Source organism: Trabulsiella guamensis ATCC 49490, assembly GCF_000734965.1.
Classification (GTDB): Bacteria; Pseudomonadota; Gammaproteobacteria; order Enterobacterales; family Enterobacteriaceae; genus Trabulsiella; species Trabulsiella guamensis.
On sequence record NZ_JMTB01000091.1, the window covers coordinates 24,942 to 43,061 of the forward strand.

The 18,120-nt window shown below is 55.8% G+C and carries 19 protein-coding genes; 15 read left to right on the forward strand and 4 right to left on the reverse strand.

All coding sequences use genetic code 11. The annotated features are described in order from the left end of the window. The first annotated feature begins 470 nt into the window (after positions 1-470). The 3 genes from cbpA to GTGU_RS14290 are packed head-to-tail and all read left to right on the forward strand — an operon-like array spanning position 471 to position 2,717. On the forward strand, positions 471-1,400 hold the full coding sequence (cbpA, locus tag GTGU_RS14280; RefSeq protein WP_038158266.1) for a curved DNA-binding protein: 930 nt from the start codon (positions 471-473) through the stop codon (positions 1,398-1,400). Next, a complete protein-coding gene (cbpM, locus tag GTGU_RS14285; protein ID WP_038158268.1) occupies positions 1,400-1,705 on the forward strand; it encodes a chaperone modulator CbpM in 306 nt (101 codons plus the stop codon). Before cbpA ends, cbpM begins: the two co-directional genes overlap by 1 nt. 55 nt (positions 1,706-1,760) lie before the next feature. Next, positions 1,761-2,717 (forward strand): nickel/cobalt transporter, encoded by a 957-nt coding sequence (locus GTGU_RS14290; RefSeq protein WP_038158271.1) that lies wholly within the window; start codon positions 1,761-1,763, stop codon positions 2,715-2,717. Here the strand turns inward: GTGU_RS14290 and ampR are convergent. Then, positions 2,714-3,601 carry a LysR family transcriptional regulator AmpR gene (gene ampR, locus GTGU_RS14295; protein ID WP_038158273.1) on the reverse strand — a complete coding sequence of 296 codons (888 nt, stop codon included), beginning with the start codon at positions 3,599-3,601 and terminating at the stop codon, positions 2,714-2,716. The genes GTGU_RS14290 and ampR overlap by 4 nt on opposite strands. Positions 3,602-3,745: 144 nt before the next feature. On the opposite strand from ampR, the gene ampC reads away from it, so the two are divergent. Continuing rightward, complete coding sequence (ampC, locus tag GTGU_RS14300; RefSeq protein ID WP_084222800.1) at positions 3,746-4,894, forward strand: class C beta-lactamase; 1,149 nt, start codon at positions 3,746-3,748, stop codon at positions 4,892-4,894. A 41-nt stretch (positions 4,895-4,935) separates the two neighbouring features. Here ampC and proP read toward each other — a convergent pair whose 3' ends face one another. The 3 genes from proP to crfC all read right to left on the reverse strand — a co-directional run bounded on the left by proP (position 4,936) and on the right by crfC (position 9,994). After that, positions 4,936-6,438: a glycine betaine/L-proline transporter ProP gene (proP, locus tag GTGU_RS14305; RefSeq protein ID WP_038158277.1), complete on the reverse strand. Its 1,503-nt coding sequence runs from the start codon at positions 6,436-6,438 to the stop codon at positions 4,936-4,938. A gap of 344 nt (positions 6,439-6,782) precedes the next feature. Beyond that, positions 6,783-7,670, reverse strand: coding sequence for a diguanylate cyclase regulator RdcB family protein (locus GTGU_RS14310; RefSeq protein ID WP_038158279.1), 888 nt, complete (start codon positions 7,668-7,670; stop codon positions 6,783-6,785). After that, a complete protein-coding gene (gene crfC, locus GTGU_RS14315) occupies positions 7,667-9,994 on the reverse strand; it encodes a clamp-binding protein CrfC (protein WP_038158281.1) in 2,328 nt (775 codons plus the stop codon). The genes GTGU_RS14310 and crfC overlap by 4 nt, the downstream gene beginning before the upstream one ends. 339 nt (positions 9,995-10,333) lie before the next feature. On the opposite strand from crfC, the gene GTGU_RS14320 reads away from it, so the two are divergent. From GTGU_RS14320 to phnN, 11 genes are all read left to right on the forward strand, one after another. Beyond that, positions 10,334-10,669 carry a zinc ribbon domain-containing protein YjdM gene (locus GTGU_RS14320; RefSeq protein ID WP_038158283.1) on the forward strand — a complete coding sequence of 112 codons (336 nt, stop codon included), beginning with the start codon at positions 10,334-10,336 and terminating at the stop codon, positions 10,667-10,669. A 79-nt stretch (positions 10,670-10,748) separates the two neighbouring features. Further along, on the forward strand, positions 10,749-11,183 hold the full coding sequence (gene yjdN, locus GTGU_RS14325; protein ID WP_038158286.1) for a VOC family metalloprotein YjdN: 435 nt from the start codon (positions 10,749-10,751) through the stop codon (positions 11,181-11,183). Positions 11,184-11,327: 144 nt separating this feature from the next. Continuing rightward, a complete protein-coding gene (gene phnF, locus GTGU_RS14330) occupies positions 11,328-12,053 on the forward strand; it encodes a phosphonate metabolism transcriptional regulator PhnF (protein ID WP_038158305.1) in 726 nt (241 codons plus the stop codon). Then, positions 12,054-12,506, forward strand: coding sequence for a phosphonate C-P lyase system protein PhnG (gene phnG / locus GTGU_RS14335; protein WP_038158307.1), 453 nt, complete (start codon positions 12,054-12,056; stop codon positions 12,504-12,506). Continuing rightward, positions 12,503-13,087, forward strand: a complete 585-nt coding sequence (gene phnH, locus GTGU_RS14340) for a phosphonate C-P lyase system protein PhnH (protein WP_038158309.1) — start codon at positions 12,503-12,505, stop codon at positions 13,085-13,087. Before phnG ends, phnH begins: the two co-directional genes overlap by 4 nt. Beyond that, on the forward strand, positions 13,087-14,151 hold the full coding sequence (locus GTGU_RS14345; RefSeq protein ID WP_038158311.1) for a carbon-phosphorus lyase complex subunit: 1,065 nt from the start codon (positions 13,087-13,089) through the stop codon (positions 14,149-14,151). Before phnH ends, GTGU_RS14345 begins: the two co-directional genes overlap by 1 nt. Further along, a complete protein-coding gene (phnJ, locus tag GTGU_RS14350; RefSeq protein ID WP_038158313.1) occupies positions 14,144-14,992 on the forward strand; it encodes an alpha-D-ribose 1-methylphosphonate 5-phosphate C-P-lyase PhnJ in 849 nt (282 codons plus the stop codon). Before GTGU_RS14345 ends, phnJ begins: the two co-directional genes overlap by 8 nt. Further along, positions 14,989-15,747: a phosphonate C-P lyase system protein PhnK gene (gene phnK / locus GTGU_RS14355; RefSeq protein WP_038158315.1), complete on the forward strand. Its 759-nt coding sequence runs from the start codon at positions 14,989-14,991 to the stop codon at positions 15,745-15,747. The genes phnJ and phnK overlap by 4 nt, the downstream gene beginning before the upstream one ends. A gap of 9 nt (positions 15,748-15,756) precedes the next feature. Further along, positions 15,757-16,437, forward strand: a complete 681-nt coding sequence (gene phnL / locus GTGU_RS14360; RefSeq protein WP_038158316.1) for a phosphonate C-P lyase system protein PhnL — start codon at positions 15,757-15,759, stop codon at positions 16,435-16,437. Next, positions 16,434-17,570, forward strand: coding sequence for an alpha-D-ribose 1-methylphosphonate 5-triphosphate diphosphatase (gene phnM, locus GTGU_RS14365; RefSeq protein ID WP_038158318.1), 1,137 nt, complete (start codon positions 16,434-16,436; stop codon positions 17,568-17,570). Before phnL ends, phnM begins: the two co-directional genes overlap by 4 nt. Further along, complete coding sequence (gene phnN / locus GTGU_RS14370; RefSeq protein ID WP_038158320.1) at positions 17,570-18,115, forward strand: ribose 1,5-bisphosphokinase; 546 nt, start codon at positions 17,570-17,572, stop codon at positions 18,113-18,115. The genes phnM and phnN overlap by 1 nt, the downstream gene beginning before the upstream one ends. Positions 18,116-18,120: the final 5 nt, after the last annotated feature.

The following is an 18,120-nucleotide window of genomic DNA, read 5'->3' on the forward strand; positions in this document are numbered from 1 at the left end:
GCATTAAACATGCTAATCAGAGACAAACTAAAGTAATTAAAACGCCACCCCTAAATTCTATTAATGTATTAATAGCAAAGAAGCTTATTGTTTTATCTAAAAAACAAGTGATTATAATAATTTAATGGGTTAAGAACGAGAGAGAGAAAACAGCAGAATACATTACTCCCCGCCCGCCTTGATGTAAACACAACTAAGTATTTTTAAGAATGTACTATGGATTCTTAATAAAATAAACGCATTCTCAAAGAGAAAGTATAAATATACTGTCACCTGATGAAATATCACAAAAGATATCGCAATAAGATTCATAAATAATACGATTTGTCGTCTGTTGGATACTTTGACGCTGTACGCAAGACGAATAAGCACATTTGACCAGGAAAATTACCTTATTTATTCTAAGATTAATGGCGATACCGGGTCAGGTAACCGGTACCTTTCGGGTAAGAATAAAATGAGATAACACCATGGAATTAAAGGATTATTACACGATTCTGGGGGTTAAGCCGACGGACGATCTCAAAACCATCAAGACCGCCTATCGCCGCCTCGCGCGAAAATATCACCCCGATGTCAGTAAAGAAGCCAATGCCGAAGCGCGTTTTAAGGATCTCGCTGAAGCCTGGGAAGTGCTGAAAGACGATCAGCGCCGTGCTGAATATGACCAGCTCTGGCAGCACCGTAACGATCCACGCATGGATCCGCACAGGGGACGCCAGCAGACGCAGCAGGAAACACACTACAGCCAGCAAGAGTTCGACGATATCTTCTCGTCGATATTCGGTCAGCACGCTCGCCAGTCACGGCAGTCGCATGCCACACGGGGTCATGACGTCGAAATCGAAGTCGCGGTTTTCCTCGAAGAAACCCTGGAAGATCAAACGCGAACCATCAGCTACAAACTGCCGGTGTATAACGCCTTTGGCCTCGTAGAGCAGGAAATCCCTAAAACTCTGAACGTGAAGATCCCGGCAGGTGTCGGCGACGGACAACGCATTCGCCTGAAAGGTCAGGGAACACCCGGCGAGCAGGGTGGCCCGAACGGGGATTTGTGGCTGGTGATTCATATCGCGCCGCATCCGCTGTTCGACATTGTCGGTCACAATCTGGAGATTGTCGTACCGCTGGCCCCCTGGGAAGCGGCGCTCGGCGCAAAAGTCACTATCCCGACGCTGAAAGAGAGTATTTTGCTGACTATTCCACCCGGAAGCCAGGCAGGGCAGCGGTTACGCATCAAAGGAAAAGGCCTGGTCAGTAAAAAAACGACAGGGGATCTGTTCGCAGTGATTAAAATCGTCATGCCGCCAAAACCGGATGAGCAGAGCGCCGGGCTCTGGCAGCAACTGGCGCAAGCCCAGTCCGCGTTCGATCCACGCAAAGAGTGGGGTAAAGCATAATGGCTAACGTTACCGTCACCTTTACAGTGACTGAATTTTGTCTGCATACCGGCGTTTCGGAAGAAGAGCTCAATGAAATTGTCGGCCTGGGCGTGGTTGAACCCTGTGACAGCCAGGATGAGGCATGGCGGTTTGACGACCGTGCTGTGAGTACTCTGCATCGCGCCTTACGTTTGCGTAACGAGCTTGAACTCGACTGGCCCGGTATCGCTGTTGCGCTGGCGCTGCTCGACGAAAATGCGCGGCTGGTGAAAGAGAACCGACTGCTGCACCACCGGCTGGCGCGTTTTATCATTCACTCCTGATCGATGGCCTCCGCTGAGATATACTTCAGGGAGGCCATTAATGGGAGGCACCCTCATGAGCACTCAACGTCTCTCGCGCAACTTACGCCTTTCCGGCATCGGCGGGTTGATGCTGCTGTCGCTGTTTGTCGTCTTTACGCTGCACGCGCACTGGCCGGCGTTTATCCAGTGGTGCCTCAGTACCCAAATTACCCTGCACCGCTACCTGGTAATGTATCTGCTGCAACTGAATAATCATCAGTACAGCGGCGGCCTGTGGCTGCTCACTGGTGCCTTTCTGTATGGCGTGCTGCATGCCATTGGCCCCGGGCACGGTAAATTCATCGTCACGACCTATCTCAGCACCAACAAAGAGAGCCAGCTCGCCGCCCGCGTCGTGCCGTTTCTTGGCAGCCTGATGCAGGGCGTCAGCGCGATCCTGTTCGTCTTTATTCTGGCAGTAGGGCTTAACCTGGCCTCCGGCGATCTCAGCGAGAGCCGCTGGTATGTCGAGAAAATCAGCGCCGTACTAATTGGTGGCTTTGGCGCTTTCGTGATTTACCAGGCTCTGAAAAGCCTGCAGCCGCGCAGACTGATGATCAAAAGCCTGACGCCAGTACATCAGCATAATGCCGAATGTGGCTGCGGTCATCATGGCGTCGGGGTGGATCTCACGCAGGCCGACTGGAAAACCCGCCTCGGTGTGATTCTGGCGATTGGCGCCCGGCCCTGCAGCGGCGCTATCATGATCCTGCTTTTTTCAAATGCGCTGGGCATTGTCAGCTGGGGCATCGCCGCGGTGATGACCATGTCCATTGGTACAGCACTGTCGATCATGGGATTATCGCTGGCGGTTCGCTATGCCCGAAACCGCACCGTGGCCTTTTTTGGTGCCAACAACGCGCAACTTCACTGGCTGGTTCCGCTGGTAAAAGTCGCCGGTGGCGTCATTCTGATCCTTTTCGCTACCGTCCTGTTCCTGACTGTGATCCCTGTGAGCGCCAACGGTGATTTTATCGCCGCGGGCTGTTAATCCCCCTGAGCCTCTCGGGTCTGCGTCGCTATCCACGCGGCAAAGTCTCGCATCGCGACGGTTTCCTGGCGTGACTGCAGGCGCGTTAACCAGTATCCGCCGAGACTGATTTGTGTACTGAATGGCTGAACAATGCGTTCGGTATTCAGCAAATGCGTGAACATCCCCGGCGGCGCGATAGCGATCCCCGCTCCCGCTTGCGCCGCTTCCAGCATGGTAATGGAGGAATCAAACACCATTACCGGATGCGTGGGAGACGGTGCCCGTTCACCCGCAGCCTGTAACCAGGCATTCCATTCATCTCGTCGATAAGAGCGCAGCAGGGTAAATTTCAGCACATCCGCCGGGTACTGTAATTCTCCCGCCAGTAAGGGTGAACACAGCGGCGACAACGGCGCATCACAGAGAAAAATCGCCTCGGTACCGTGCCAGGCACCGCTGCCAAACCGAATGGTGTAATCCAGCCCTTCTGCGGCAGGATCGACCCGGTTGTTATGGGTGGAGAGATGTAAATCGATGTGCGAAAAGCGGCGGCGAAAGCTGTCCAGCCGGGAGAGGAGAAAGCCTGTCGCGAACGTCCCCACCACGCCGATCTTCAGTTTTTCCCGCCGCTGGCTGGCCGCAAAGCGATCCAGCGTATCGGCAATCCTGTCGAACGAATCATTCAGCACTGGCAGCAGGTTTTCCCCTTCGGTAGTCAGCATCAGACCACGTGATACGCGGGCAAACAGCTGACAGTTGAGGTGTGCTTCCAGCGCTTTCACCTGCTGGCTGATGGCCGAATGCGTGACGTTCAGTTCAATAGCCGCGTGAGTAAAACTTAAGTGTCGAGCCGCGGCTTCGAACGCACGCAGGGCATTCAGCGGAATATAGCTTCGGGTCATGGTGTCTTCTGTAAGAAAAACTTCAGGCAGCTGCTAAATTTAATCGTTTGCCAGCGGTTGTCAAATCCCACAGACTGAGCGCGTCTCAAGGGCCCGGACACCTCATCTTCTTCATGCTAAGAAAGGAATTCACTCATGCAAAAAATGCTTAACGCCGCGCTGGCTTTTACGGCGCTGACGCTGACCACCGCCGCGTTTGCCGCCGGGAATACGCTGACACCAGCGCAAATCAGCAAAACCGTGGACAAGACCATCGCGCCGCTGCTCAAGGCACAGGCCATTCCGGGCATGGCCGTGGCGGTCATTTATCAGGGGCAGCCGTACTACTTCACCTACGGTAAGGCCGACATTAAGCACGGCAGTCCGGTCACTCAGGAGACGTTGTTTGAGCTGGGGTCCGTTAGCAAAACTTTCGCTGGCGTGCTGGGTGGCGATGCCATCAGTCGGGGCGAAATCAGCCTCAGCGATCCGGCAACGAAATACTGGCCTGAGCTGACCGGCAGCCAGTGGAAAGGGATCACCCTGCTGCATCTGGCGACCTACACGGCGGGTGGCTTGCCACTGCAGGTGCCAGACGAGGCGAAAGACAGCGCGTCGCTGCTGAATTTCTACCAGCACTGGCAGCCCAAATGGGCACCGGGCACGCGTCGACTGTATGCGAACTCCAGCATCGGGTTGTTCGCCGCGCTGGCGGTGAAGCCGTCCGGGATGAGCTACGAGCAGGCACTGACAGAACGCGTTTTCCAGCCCCTGAATCTGACGCATACCTGGGTTAACGTCCCGCCACGTGAAGAGAAAAATTATGCCTGGGGTTATCGCGACGGGCAGCCAGTTCGTCTCACGCCTGGCATGCTGATGGCTGAAGCCGCGGGGTTAAAATCAAGCGTGGTGGATATCGCCGCCTGGTTGCAGGTCAATATGGATCCACAGCGGATCGGCAACCGCACACTGCGCGAGGCGGTCTCGCTCGCCCAGTCGCGCTACTGGCGGATTGGCAGTATGTATCAGGGATTAGGCTGGGAGATGCTTAACTGGCCGGTGAAAGCCGACACGGTAATTAACGGTAGCGATAACAGCGTGGCGCTGGCTCCGCTTCCGGCTGTCGCCATTGACCCACCGGCACCGCGCGTCGCCGCCTCCTGGGTGCATAAAACCGGCTCCACCAACGGCTTTGGCGCGTACGTGGCGTTTATTCCGGAGAAACAGCTCGGCATCGTGATGCTGGCGAATAAAGCTTACCCCAATACCGAACGGGTGAAAGCCGGATATGCGATCCTGAACGCGTTGCAGTAAACAGGCGAAAAAAAAGCCCGAGAACCTCGGGCTTATAACCGTTACTCATTTATTTTCGGATGCTGTGACACCAGCCGCGACCGTTTTTCCTGCAGGTCGGCGATCTCTTTATCGATATCCTCGATTTTCTGCTCGATGTTATCGTGATGCTCCTGCAGGATCTCCCTTGCTTCCTGGATGTCAGATGCCGCAGGAGTCGCGCCTTTCAGCGGACGGTTGGCGGTCTCTTTCATCGTAATACCGGTAATCAGACCGACAACAGCAATCACCATCAGGTAGTACGCCGGCATCATCAGGTTCTGCGACGCTTCCACCAGCCATGCGGCGAGTGTTGGCGTCAGACCGGCCACCAGTACCGAAATATTAAACGCGGCAGCCAGCGCACTGTAGCGGATGTGCGTCGGGAACATCGCAGGCAGCGACGACGCCATCACCCCGGTAAAACAGTTAAGCACCACCGCCAGCATCAACAGACCGGCGAAAATCAGGCCAATCACATCGCTGTTAATCAGAATGAAGGCCGGGATTGCCAGCGCGAACAACGCCACGCTACCGATGATGATAAACGGACGACGGCCAAAGCGGTCGCTCAACAGCCCCATCACCGGCTGCACGAACAGCATCCCGATCATAATCGCGATGATAATCAGTACACCATGATCTTCGGAATAATGTAGGTTGTGTGACAGGTAGCTCGGCATGTAGGTGAGCAGCATGTAGTAGGTCACGTTGGTGGAAATCACCAGACCGATACAGGCCAACAGGCTGCGCCAGTGTTTCGTGGCGATCTCTTTAAAAGAGACCTTCGGCCCGTCCTGCAGCCCTTCACGATCACCCTGCTCCAGCTTATCAACGTGTTGCTGGAACGCCGGGGTTTCTTCGAGCGCATGACGCAGATAGAGGCCAATCAGCCCTAACGGCAGCGCGAGGAAGAACGGAATACGCCAGCCCCACTCCAGGAAGTTCGCCTCACCGACAATCGTTGAAATGAGCACCACAACACCTGCGCCCAGTACAAAACCCGCGATTGAACCAAAGTCCAGCCAGCTGCCCATGAAGCCGCGTTTGCGGTCTGGCGAATATTCGGCAACAAAAATCGACGCGCCAGTATATTCTCCACCGACCGAGAACCCCTGCGCCATTTTACAGAGCAGCAGCAGAATCGGCGCCCAGATGCCAATGGTGGCATATGACGGGATCAGACCGATACAGAATGTACTTAGGGACATAATGACGATAGTGATCGCCAGGATTTTCTGGCGGCCATATTTATCGCCCAACATACCGAAAAACAGACCACCCAACGGGCGAATCAGAAAGGGAACCGAGAAGGTTGCCAGGGCGGCAATCATCTGTACGCTGGGGTTAGCATCGGGGAAGAAGACCTTACCCAGGGCAAACGCCACAAAACCGTAAACACCAAAATCAAACCATTCCATGGCATTTCCGAGCGACGCGGCGGTGATCGCTTTACGCAATTTACCATCGTCGATAATCGTGACATCCCGAAGCGTGATAGGTTTTACTTTTTTCCTTTTAAGCATTCAAATTCCTCGTAAATTTCGCCGTGAGCGCACATGTGAGGGGCAAACAAAAGGGGGTGTTCGCAATCGTGCGGTAGTGGAGCGGCGAAATGCTATGCTCCTCATTTCAAGCGTAGCAGGTTTGCCTGCACAGGCTGTTCAAGCCCTGTACAACCGAACCTGTGACGCCTGCTCTGGCAGTCAAAGATAGTGCAGGATCGCTAAATGAGATGGTCAACATCCTGCGCTCGCTTTTTTACCCTACCAGCGTTTAGATTTGTGATCAACTTCACGCAATTGATGACATCGCGTTACGTCACGTTAACAAACGTAAAAGGGTTTACGCTTCTGCCAGAGAGGCGCGGCTATAGCGGAGTGGCCAGCACATCGTCTGTAAACATCTCCTCCAGCATGGCTCCCGCCAGACGTTTCGCCGAACAAAGTCGTGGCATACCTAAGGCGATAGTTTGCCAGGTTTGCGTGATGGACCAACTGACAGGGTGTTTTTCTGCAGAGCACCAGCTGCCCTGCCAGCCCAGCATCTCCCGGTGATCCATTAATGAAGCCGAGGTCGGTGATGCCAGCCACTGATGATAAAAATGGCGCGTATCCGGCGAGGCACTAATACTTTCCGCCAGATACTGGCTGGCCATGGTCAGCAGGTTCTCTTTCAGCAGGGTTCTGACTTCGTTATTCGCCAGGCGACAGGCATCGCCAAAAGCCCCCCAGCGCAGTTCTTCAAAGACGATAAAACAGCGGCCTGCCAGCGACCAGCCGTCGTAGCTACCCGCATGCCAGCGGGTAAAGACCTGGTCGCTGTGTTCACCGGCATGCACCATCAGCCCACGCTGCGACAGCGCGCGCTGTTTATGCCCGGCGCGCTGCTGAAATTGCTCCGCAACCGCGCCGTACTGCTGGCGAAGCTCCGCCGATGCGCGCCCTTTTTCCTGTAAGGAAAAGAGATACTGGCTCATGCGCGTGAGCGCCAGATGTCCGGGGTCGAACATCCCCGCCAGTTTTTCCGCCAGCCGGAGGCGGACCGCCGGGTTATCGCCCGTCGTACCCGACACCGCCCACGGCGTCAGTTGCACTTGTGATACCACTTCTTTCAATAGTTGCTCGCGAAAAAGCTGCTGCTGCGGCGCCACGGAACCCGGTCGGGGATTCTCAATGCCCAACACCAGTTCGACGATAAATTTTGGATGAATGGATTCCAGATGACGCCCCGGACCTTCCAGTAATTGCCTGTTCATGACTGTTCGACCGAAAAAAGTGTCTGAATATCATCGCGAAGCAGACGCGCATCCTCCTGGATCCACCGGACAGTGGACAGGCTTTGTTGAAGCTGGAGATTTAGCGTCATCACCGCGGACTGGTGCTGCTGACGTAAATTAAGGCTTTCCTGCAAATTCTTTTGCAGTCCGGCGAGGTTCTGCGAAAAGCCGGCGAAAAAGGTGGTCATGCCGGCGGTCACCGCCACATCCACCTGTGCTCCCAGCGCTTTCAGGATCTGTTCAAAAAACTGAGAGATATGGAAAATGAGCTTGTGCTTCAGGGCTGGAATATCAATAACGTATCGTGCCTGCGTCATGACGTAGTCGTCCCATCCCCAGCCGGGGTTATTCAACCAGCGCGAGACGGATTCCCGCATTCCGCCGCGCGGTAGCGCGCTGACCGGCGTATCTTCACGGGCAATGGCATCGGCAAATACCAGCGGTATATTAAAATCCACCAGTCCGGCGCGAAACGGTGGCAGGCTGATCCGCGCACGAAATCCGGCTTTGCCCAGCTCTTCTTTGATATGGAGTTCAATCGGGCGCAACGCCTCTTCCAGCGTGCGCGTCAGGCTGATTTCCAGCTGGGTAAAGCGCTGCGACAGCTCGCGCGTCAGCGTCTGCTGTGTCGTCAGCAACACGTTCTCGCAACCCTGGCGAATTTTACTCAACAGGCAGTGTGCCTCGCTTTCCGCAGTGAGCACCACCTGGCCTGTGTCGCCATTGTCTGCCATCCGAACGTCAACCGTCACGTCGCCACACAGCGTGCGCAGATTTTCCTCCGCAAACCAGTGGGTGACGCTTTGCACCGCGCTTGCCTGCTGCGTTGCGATAAAGTCTTCTACCGCGGACAGCGCCTCGACCACCTCATGATGCACTTCTTCGGTGACGCCACGCCTGCGCGCTTCAAACTGCGCCATACTCTCCTCCAGCCCGTCGATATTATGCTGAAGTTTGTCGAACGCCACGGTCATCCCTTGATGGCGAAAATCGAGATAATCCTGAGCCTGCGTCGCATAGTTGAGCAATTTATGCGACGCAGAACGCAGCGCGAACAGTGACGCATGCGTATGCGCTGCGTGCAGCAAATTGCGGATGGGCTGTTCAAACAGCGAATCTTCCCACAGCAATTCAGCCGCATGACGCATTTTGCCCGCTTCCTGCAAATCCTCATTGCGCCAGCGTCGTCCCAGCGCCGCCTCGGCAAAATCCTGCACCCAACGCTGCTCTTCCGGCGATGGCAGTTTGCCGTACACGTTCAGCTCATGTCGCGCCCGGTTTGCCAGATAGCCCCACATCGACGAGACCGGGAAAATCTGCCTGGGTGTAATACATCCTTTCATCAGCGTGCCGGAAATCAGCGCCCGTACCTGGTCTTCGTCATCGCTGTTACGATCCTTTTGATCAAACTTATTCACCAGTGCATACAGCGGCACCGATTGCCCGACGGCCGCAATCGCCTGTCGCATCTCTTCATCAGAGACCGATTTGAGTTGGGTGTAGTCCATTACCGCCAGCACCGCGGAGGCGCGCGACAGTTGTTCACTGAGCATTTTTTGCAGATGTGGTTGCCCGGCTTCGTTCGGCCCTGGCGTATCCAGCAATGTCAGTTGCCCCGGAAAGTTCCCCATGCCTGAGAGATGGGCAAATTCCACTTCAATCACCGGAATATGTTCAATCGCGGCATATTCAGCGAACGGAAATTCTGCCTCCAGCGCCTGCGAAAGTCGCACCAGATCATTAAGACTTTTCAGGCAATGAAAAATCGGCTGCGCGCCCAGGTAATGTTTTTCAAACGCCACACCGTGGGAAATATGATCCAGCAGCGTATTCATGTCTTTATCAAGCTCAAGCCTTTCGGCCAGCGCAGTGCGATCGATGTGGCTGATTTTATTCTGCAATTCCTGCATTAACTGATCGATTGGTTCAGGATGAGTAAAATGCAGGCCGGGTTCTTTTTGCCCCGGCGTGTGGCGAATTAGCGTGGGGATCGCTGTCATCGGGCGATTACGGTTAGGTAAAACCTCAGTCCCGACAATCGCATTAATGGTTGTCGACTTTCCGGCTTTCATCGTGCCGACAATCGCCAGAACCATTTCCAGACGGGTGATCTTTCGTAATTCATTATTGAGCGTCGCCTGTTGGGTGTTAATCCCCTCGGGGCTGAAATGCAATGGACGTGGGGCCGCCTGAGCATTTTGCGCGCTCACGGGAAGGGTTTTCAAACTCTGTAAATGTCGCAGAGCCAGCTGCAGTAAGCGTTCCGCTTCCTGGCTCAATTCATATATTGTCTGTGTGTACATGGTTAAAGAATTTCCTTAACGCAAATTACATTACTTTTATTTCTCTGAACTTTTAACAGCCAGATATTATTTTTATATTCAGTCGTTTTTATAATATTTTATGTTTACTCTGGTGCTCAATAATTATTATTCTGGCGGTGCTTTAGATAAAGCAGAGATTAACAGCGTAGCGCATTTTCTAAAATATTCAGAACATATCGTTATTTATTTTCATATCGGTAACGCGTGCTTTGCCGTGCGGCGCCGTCGTCTGCGTGAAATAGCACCGACAAAAGTGTGGATTTGCGGTATAATTAGGCCTATTTTCGGCGATCTGCCATTTTTAAGAGGACTTTTTCAATGCAACTTCCACACTGCCCAAAATGCAATTCCGAATATACTTATGAAGACAATGGTATGTACGTCTGCCCGGAATGCGCGCATGAATGGAACGATGCGGAACCCGCTCAGGAGAGCGATGCGCTGATCGTGAAAGATGCGAATGGCAATCTGCTGGCCGACGGCGACAGCGTTACCGTCATCAAAGATCTCAAAGTCAAAGGCAGCTCTTCGATGCTGAAAATCGGCACCAAAGTGAAGAATATTCGTCTGGTCGAAGGCGATCATAACATCGACTGCAAAATTGACGGCTTTGGTCCGATGAAGCTCAAGTCAGAATTTGTGAAGAAGAACTAAATTGCCGCCCGGTGGCGCTTCGCTTACCGGGCTGCCCCTGACTACACTTAACAGGCTTCTCTTACCTGAGGTAACGAATATGCCGTTAAGTCCCTACATCTCCTTTGGTGGCAATTGTGCTAAGGCCATTGCCTTCTATCAACACGCGCTCGGTGCAGAACTGGCGTACAAAATCACCTTCGGCGAAATGCCCAAAGAGGCGCAAAACAGCGAAGATGGCTGCGCGTCGACCATGTCATACCCGGATGACGCTATCGCCCATTCCAACGTCCGTATCGCCGGTAGCGATATCATGATGAGCGATGGCCTCACCAGTGACCGGGCGAACTATTCCGGCTTTACGCTGGTCATCGACACCCAGAATACAGAAGAAGGTAAACGCTGGTTCGATAACCTGGCCGAAAGTGGAAAAATCGAAATGGCCTGGCAGGAGACGTTCTGGGCGCACGGTTTTGGCAAAGTGGTCGATCAATTCGGCGTGCCATGGATGATCAACGTCCTCAAACAACATTAATTCCCTGCCTTCCCGCCCCGGGAAGGCGTCTTCAATTCTTCATCCTTCATTAACAGACTTGTCACACTCCAGGCTCACGATGTTGCCACATCCCCTGCTTGCGTATGCGCAAAGGCTCATCTGAACCGCGAGGTATTGACAATCATGCACTTGTCCAGACATCCGACCAGTTACCCAACACGTTATCAGGAGATTGCCGCGAAACTTGAGCAGGAGCTCCGCAATCACTATCGCTGCGGCGACTGGCTGCCCGCCGAGCATCAGCTGGCGGCACGTTTTGAAGTGAACCGCCATACCCTGCGCCGCGCCATCGATCAACTGGTGGAGAAAGGCTGGGTGCAGCGTCGTCAGGGGATCGGCGTGCTGGTGCTGATGCGCCCGTTCGACTACCCGCTGAATTCCCAGGCGCGGTTCAGCCAGAACCTGCTCGATCAGGGTAGCCATCCCACCAGCGAAAAACTGCTGTCGGTGCTGCGCCCGGCGTCGGGCCACGTTGCCGATGCGCTCGGCGTGCAGGAAGGCGACAACGTCATCCATCTGCGCACCCTGCGCCGGGTGAACGGCATCGCCCTGTGTCTTATCGACCACTATTTTTCTGACATGACCTTCTGGCCTGAGCTGCAAACCTTCAGCAGCGGCTCGCTACACGACTTTCTTCGCGATCGGCTGAACGTGTCGCTGAAGCGTACACAGACCCGTATCAGCGCCCGCCGCGCCCAGGCCAAAGAGAGCAACGTGCTGGAGATCCCCAACCTGGCGCCGCTGCTCTGCGTACGCACTCTGAACCACCGTGACGGTGAGGTCAACGCGGCGGAATACTCCGTCAGCCTGACCCGCGCTGACATGATCGAATTCACTATGGAGCACTGAATGCATTTTGATACCGCAACCCGTCAGCGCTGGCTATCGGCGCTGTCACATAGCGACCCTGCCGCACTCAGCGCGCGGATGCAGGCGCTGGAACTGTCGCCCGACTATGAACTCATCCGCGCCCCGGAAACCGGGCTGGTACAGATCCAGGCGCGGATGGGCGGCACCGGTGATCGCTTTTTTGCCGGCGACGCCACCCTGACCCGCGCGGTGATCCGCCTCGCGGACGGCACCCTCGGCTACAGCTGGGTGCTCGGGCGCGATAAACCGCACGCGGAACGCTGCGCGGTCATCGACGCCCTGCTGCAATTACAACCCCATTTCCAGACCCTGATGGAAACCCTGATTAGCCCACTGGAGGCAGCGCGGACGGCACAGATCAATGCCCGTCGCGCCGAAGTCGATGCCAGCCGGGTCGACTTCTTTACGCTGGTTCGCGGAGACAACGCATGACATTACAGACCGCCTTTACACTTCCGGTGCAGGATGCCCAACACTGTTTTCGTCGCCTGCTGAAAGCGATGAGCGAGCCAGGCGTTATCGTCTCGCTGCATCTGCTCAGGCATGGCTGGCAGCCGCTCAATCTCGCCACCACCAGCGTGTTACTGACGCTGGCTGATAATGACACGCCGGTATGGCTGTCTGCGGCGGTGAACAATGATATCGCCCGTCAGAACTTACGTTTTCATACCAACGCGCCGCTGGTGGATCAGCCGCAGCAGGCAGTTTTCGCCGTGGCGGATGAGACGCTGAGCGCTGAGCAACTGAACGCGATGAGCGCCGGGAGTGCCGTCGCCCCGGAAACCAGCGCGACGCTGATTGTGCAGGTCGCCGGACTGAGCGGCGGACGCATGTTGCGTCTGACCGGTGCGGGTATTGCAGAAGAGCGGATGATCGCCCCTCAGTTACCGGAGTGCCTGTTGCATGAACTGACCGAGCGCCCGCACCCGTTCCCGCTGGGCGTTGACCTGATCCTCACCTGCGGCGAGCGCCTGATGGCAATCCCGCGGACTACTCATGTCGAGGTGTGCTGATGTACGTTGCCGTTAAAGGGGGCGAAAAGGCGATAGCCGCCGCCCACAACCTGCAGGAACACCGGCGCCGTGGTGACACCGGGCTGCCTGAACTGAACGTGGCGCAAATTGAGCAACAGCTTAATCTCGCCGTTGACCGCGTCATGACCGAAGGCGGTATTGCCGATCGCGAACTGGCGGCGCTGGCACTGAAACAGGCCAGCGGCGATAACGTTGAAGCGATTTTCTTGCTGCGCGCGTATCGCACGACGCTGGCGAAACTGGCGGTCAGCGAGCCGCTGAATACCGCCGAGATGCGCCTGGAACGTCGCATTTCCGCAGTCTATAAAGATGTGCCTGGCGGGCAATTGCTTGGCCCGACTTACGATTACACTCACCGTCTGCTCGATTTTACCCTGCTGGCGAACGGTGAAACGACGGAACTCAACACCGCAGATTCTCCACAAGAGCCTGCCCCGCACGTCTTCAGCCTACTGGCAAAACAGGGGCTGGCGAAAGCAGAAGCGGATACCGGCGCGACACCGGATGACATCACCCGTACACCGCCAGTCTACCCCTGCTCGCGCGCCTCGCGCCTGCAACAGCTGATGCGTGGCGATGAAGGTTATCTGCTGGCGCTGGCCTACTCGACCCAGCGCGGTTATGGCCGTAACCACCCGTTTGCTGGCGAGATCCGCAGTGGTCACGTTGGCATCGAAATTGTGCCGGAAGAGCTGGGATTTGCCGTTAACGTCGGCGAACTGTTGATGACCGAGTGTGAAATGGTAAACGGTTTTGTCGCTCCGCAAGCAGAGTCGCCGCATTTCACCCGCGGTTATGGGCTGGCCTTCGGCATGAGCGAGCGTAAAGCAATGGCGATGGCGCTGGTGGATCGCGCGCTCCAGGCACCGGACTACGACGAGACCATCGCCGGCCCGGCGCAGGACGAAGAGTTCGTGCTGGCGCATGCAGATAACGTCGAGGCGGCCGGTTTTGTCTCGCATCTCAAACTGCCGCACTACGTTGATTTCCAGGCAGAACTGGAACTGTTGAAACGTCTGCAACGGGAGAACTGCCGTGGCTAACCCACTGACCGGCTACAACTTTGCCTACCTCGACGAACAAACCAAACGTATGATCCGCCGCGCTATTCTCAAAGCGGTCGCGATCCCCGGTTATCAGGTGCCATTCGGCGGTCGTGAAATGCCAATGCCCTACGGATGGGGAACCGGTGGGATCCAGCTTACCGCCAGCGTGATCGGTGAAAACGACGTGCTAAAAGTAATCGACCAGGGCGCTGACGACACCACCAACGCCGTCTCCATTCGCAATTTCTTTAAGCGCGTTACCGGCGTTGCCACCACTGAACGCACTGATGAGGCGACGCTGATCCAGACCCGTCACCGGATCCCTGAAACGCCGCTGGTGGAAGATCAGATCCTGATCTATCAGGTGCCGATCCCTGAACCACTGCGCTTCATCGAACCGCGCGAAACCGAGACCCGCACCATGCACGCGCTGGAGGAATACGGCGTGATGCAAGTGAAACTGTATGAAGACATCGCCCGCTTCGGCCATATCGCCACTACCTACGCCTACCCGGTGAAGGTCAATGGCCGCTATGTGATGGATCCGTCGCCGATCCCGAAATTTGACAATCCGAAAATGGACATGATGCCCGCCCTGCAACTTTTTGGTGCTGGTCGAGAAAAACGCATTTACGCGGTACCGCCATTTACCCGCGTTGAGAGTCTCGATTTTGACGATCACCCTTTTACCGTGCAGACGTGGGATGAGCCCTGCGCCATCTGCGGCTCACGCCACAGCTACCTTGATGAAGTGGTGCTGGATGACACCGGTAAACGGATGTTTGTTTGCTCCGACACCGACTACTGCCGCCAACAAAGTGAGACGTTACGCAAATGACCCAACCGCTGCTTTCTGTCAACAACCTGACCCACCTGTACGCGCCGGGCAAAGGCTTCAGCGACGTGTCATTCGAACTGTGGCCGGGCGAAGTGCTGGGTATCGTCGGCGAGTCCGGCTCCGGCAAAACCACGCTGCTGAAATCCATTTCTGCCCGCCTGACACCGCAACAGGGCGACGTGGTTTATCAGGCGCGATCGCTGTATGGAATGAGCGAAGCGGAACGCCGCCGCCTGTTACGCACCGAGTGGGGCGTGGTGCATCAGCATCCGATGGATGGCCTGCGCCGACAGGTCTCCGCAGGTGGCAACATCGGCGAACGCCTGATGGCTACCGGTGCGCGTCACTACGGCAATATTCGTGCAACAGCACAGCAATGGCTCGAAGAAGTGGAAATCCCCGCTTCGCGTATCGACGACCTGCCAACAACCTTCTCCGGCGGTATGCAGCAGCGCCTGCAAATCGCCCGCAACCTGGTCACCCATCCGAAACTTGTGTTTATGGACGAGCCTACCGGCGGGCTGGATGTCTCCGTGCAGGCTCGCCTGCTCGATTTGCTGCGCGGGCTGGTGGTGGAGCTGAACCTGGCGGTGGTGATTGTCACCCACGATCTTGGCGTCGCGCGCCTGCTGGCTGACCGCCTGATGGTGATGAAAGAAGGTCAGGTGGTGGAAAGTGGATTAACTGATCGCGTGCTGGACGATCCGCATCATCCCTATACCCAGTTGCTGGTGTCATCGGTATTGCAGAATTAAGAGGCCAATATGATCCGCGTAGAAAACGTGAGTAAGACCTTTGTGCTCCACCAGCAAAACGGCATTCGTCTGCCGGTACTCGATAACGCGTCGCTGACCGTCAGCGCAGGCGAATGCGTTGTGCTGCATGGTCATTCCGGCAGCGGTAAATCCACACTGCTGCGTTCCCTGTACGCCAATTACCTGCCCGACGACGGACACATTCACGTGAAGCATGGTGGCGAGTGGGTTGATCTGGTGACGGCGCCCGCGCGAAAAGTGGTGGAAGTCCGTAAATCCACCATCGGCTGGGTCAGCCAGTTTTTGCGGGTGATCCCGCGCATTTCCGCGCTGGATGTGGTCATGCAGCCGCTGATCGACCTCGGCGTGCCGCGTAACGAGTGCGCTGCCAAAGCCGCCCGCCTGCTAACGCGCCTCAATGTGCCGGAACGTCTGTGGCATCTGGCGCCGTCGACCTTTTCCGGCGGTGAACAACAGCGCGTCAATATCGCCCGTGGCTTTATCGTCGATTACCCGATTCTGCTGCTTGACGAACCCACGGCATCCCTGGATACAAAAAACAGTGCGGCAGTCGTTGAGCTCATCACCGAAGCGAAAGCGCGCGGAGCCGCGATTGTCGGTATTTTCCATGACGAAACGGTACGTAATCACGTTGCCGATCGTCTCCATCCGATGAGTGCAACATCATGATTATCAATAACGTAAAGTTAGTGCTGGAAGATGAAGTTGTTCATGGTTCTGTCGACGTCAGGGATGGCATGATTCGCGCGTTTGCGCAGACCCAGAGCGGCCTGCCGGAAGCGATGGATGGTGAAGGCGGCTGGTTGCTACCGGGCCTGATCGAGCTGCATACCGACAATCTGGATAAATTTTTTACGCCGCGTCCGAAAGTAGACTGGCCTGCCCATTCCGCAATGAGCAGCCATGATGCGCTGATGGTCTCCAGCGGGATCACCACGGTGCTGGATGCGGTCGCGATTGGCGACGTACGCGATGGCGGCGACCGGCTGGAAAATCTTGAAAAGATGATCAATGCCGTCGAAGAGACGCAAAAACGTGGCTTAAATCGCGCCGAACACCGCCTGCATTTGCGTTGCGAGCTGCCGCACCACACGACCCTGCCGCTGTTTGAAAAGCTGGTTGATCGTGAGCCGGTGACGCTGGTGTCATTGATGGATCACTCACCAGGACAACGCCAGTTCGCCAATATTGAGAAGTACCGCGAATATTATCAGGGCAAATATCAACTGACCGATGAGCAGATGGCACGTTTCGAGGAAGAGCAACTGCAGCTGGCCGCCCGCTGGTCACAGCCCAACCGCGAAACCATCGCTGCCCACTGTCGTGCGCGGGGGATATCCCTGGCGAGTCATGATGACGCCACCCGCGATCATGTGGCTGAATCTCACCAGATTGGCAGTGTGATCGCCGAATTTCCCACCACATTTGAAGCAGCAGAGGCATCGCAACAACATGGAATGAGCGTGTTAATGGGGGCGCCGAATATCGTGCGCGGCGGTTCACATTCCGGCAACGTCGCAGCGCACCAACTGGCCTCACTCGGTCTGCTGGACATTCTGTCGTCGGATTACTACCCCGCAAGCCTGCTGGATGCCGCGTTTCGCGTGGCGGACGCTCACGATAACGCTTTCACGCTGCCACAGGCCATCCGTCTGGTGACGAAAAACCCGGCACAGGCGCTGAACCTGCATGACCGCGGCGTGATCGGCGAAGGCAAGCGTGCTGACCTGGTGTTGGCGCACCGCAAAAGCGAACATATTCACATCGATCATGTCTGGCGTCAGGGCAAGAGGGTTTATTGATGGCGGGAAAGCTGGTCTGGTTAGTGGGGCCGTCGGGCTCCGGTAAAGACAGTCTGCTGGAAGCGCTGCGCGTCCTTGAACACCCGCGCATTCTGGTAGCGCATCGCTACATCACCCGGCCCTGGAATGCGGGCAGTGAAAATCATGTTGCGTTGAGCGAACATGAGTTTTTCACCCGTGCCGAACAACAGTTGTTTGCCCTGAGCTGGTACGCTAACAATTTTTACTACGGCGTCGGCGTGGAGATTGACGTCTGGTTGCATGCCGGGTTTGACGTGGTGGTCAACGGGTCACGGGCGCATCTTCCGCAAGCGAAAGCGCGCTATGGCACGTCACTGCTACCTGTCTGCCTGCATGTATCGCCTGAGGTTCTGCGCGAGCGGCTTGAACTGCGCGGTCGCGAGAACGCCAAAGAGATCGACCAGCGTCTGGCGCGGGCAGCGCGGTATACGCCGGATAACTGCCATATGCTGAATAACGACGGAAGTCTGCTACAGTCAGTGGAGACCTTTCTATCCCTGATTCGCCAGCCCGTTATGTCATAAGAGAG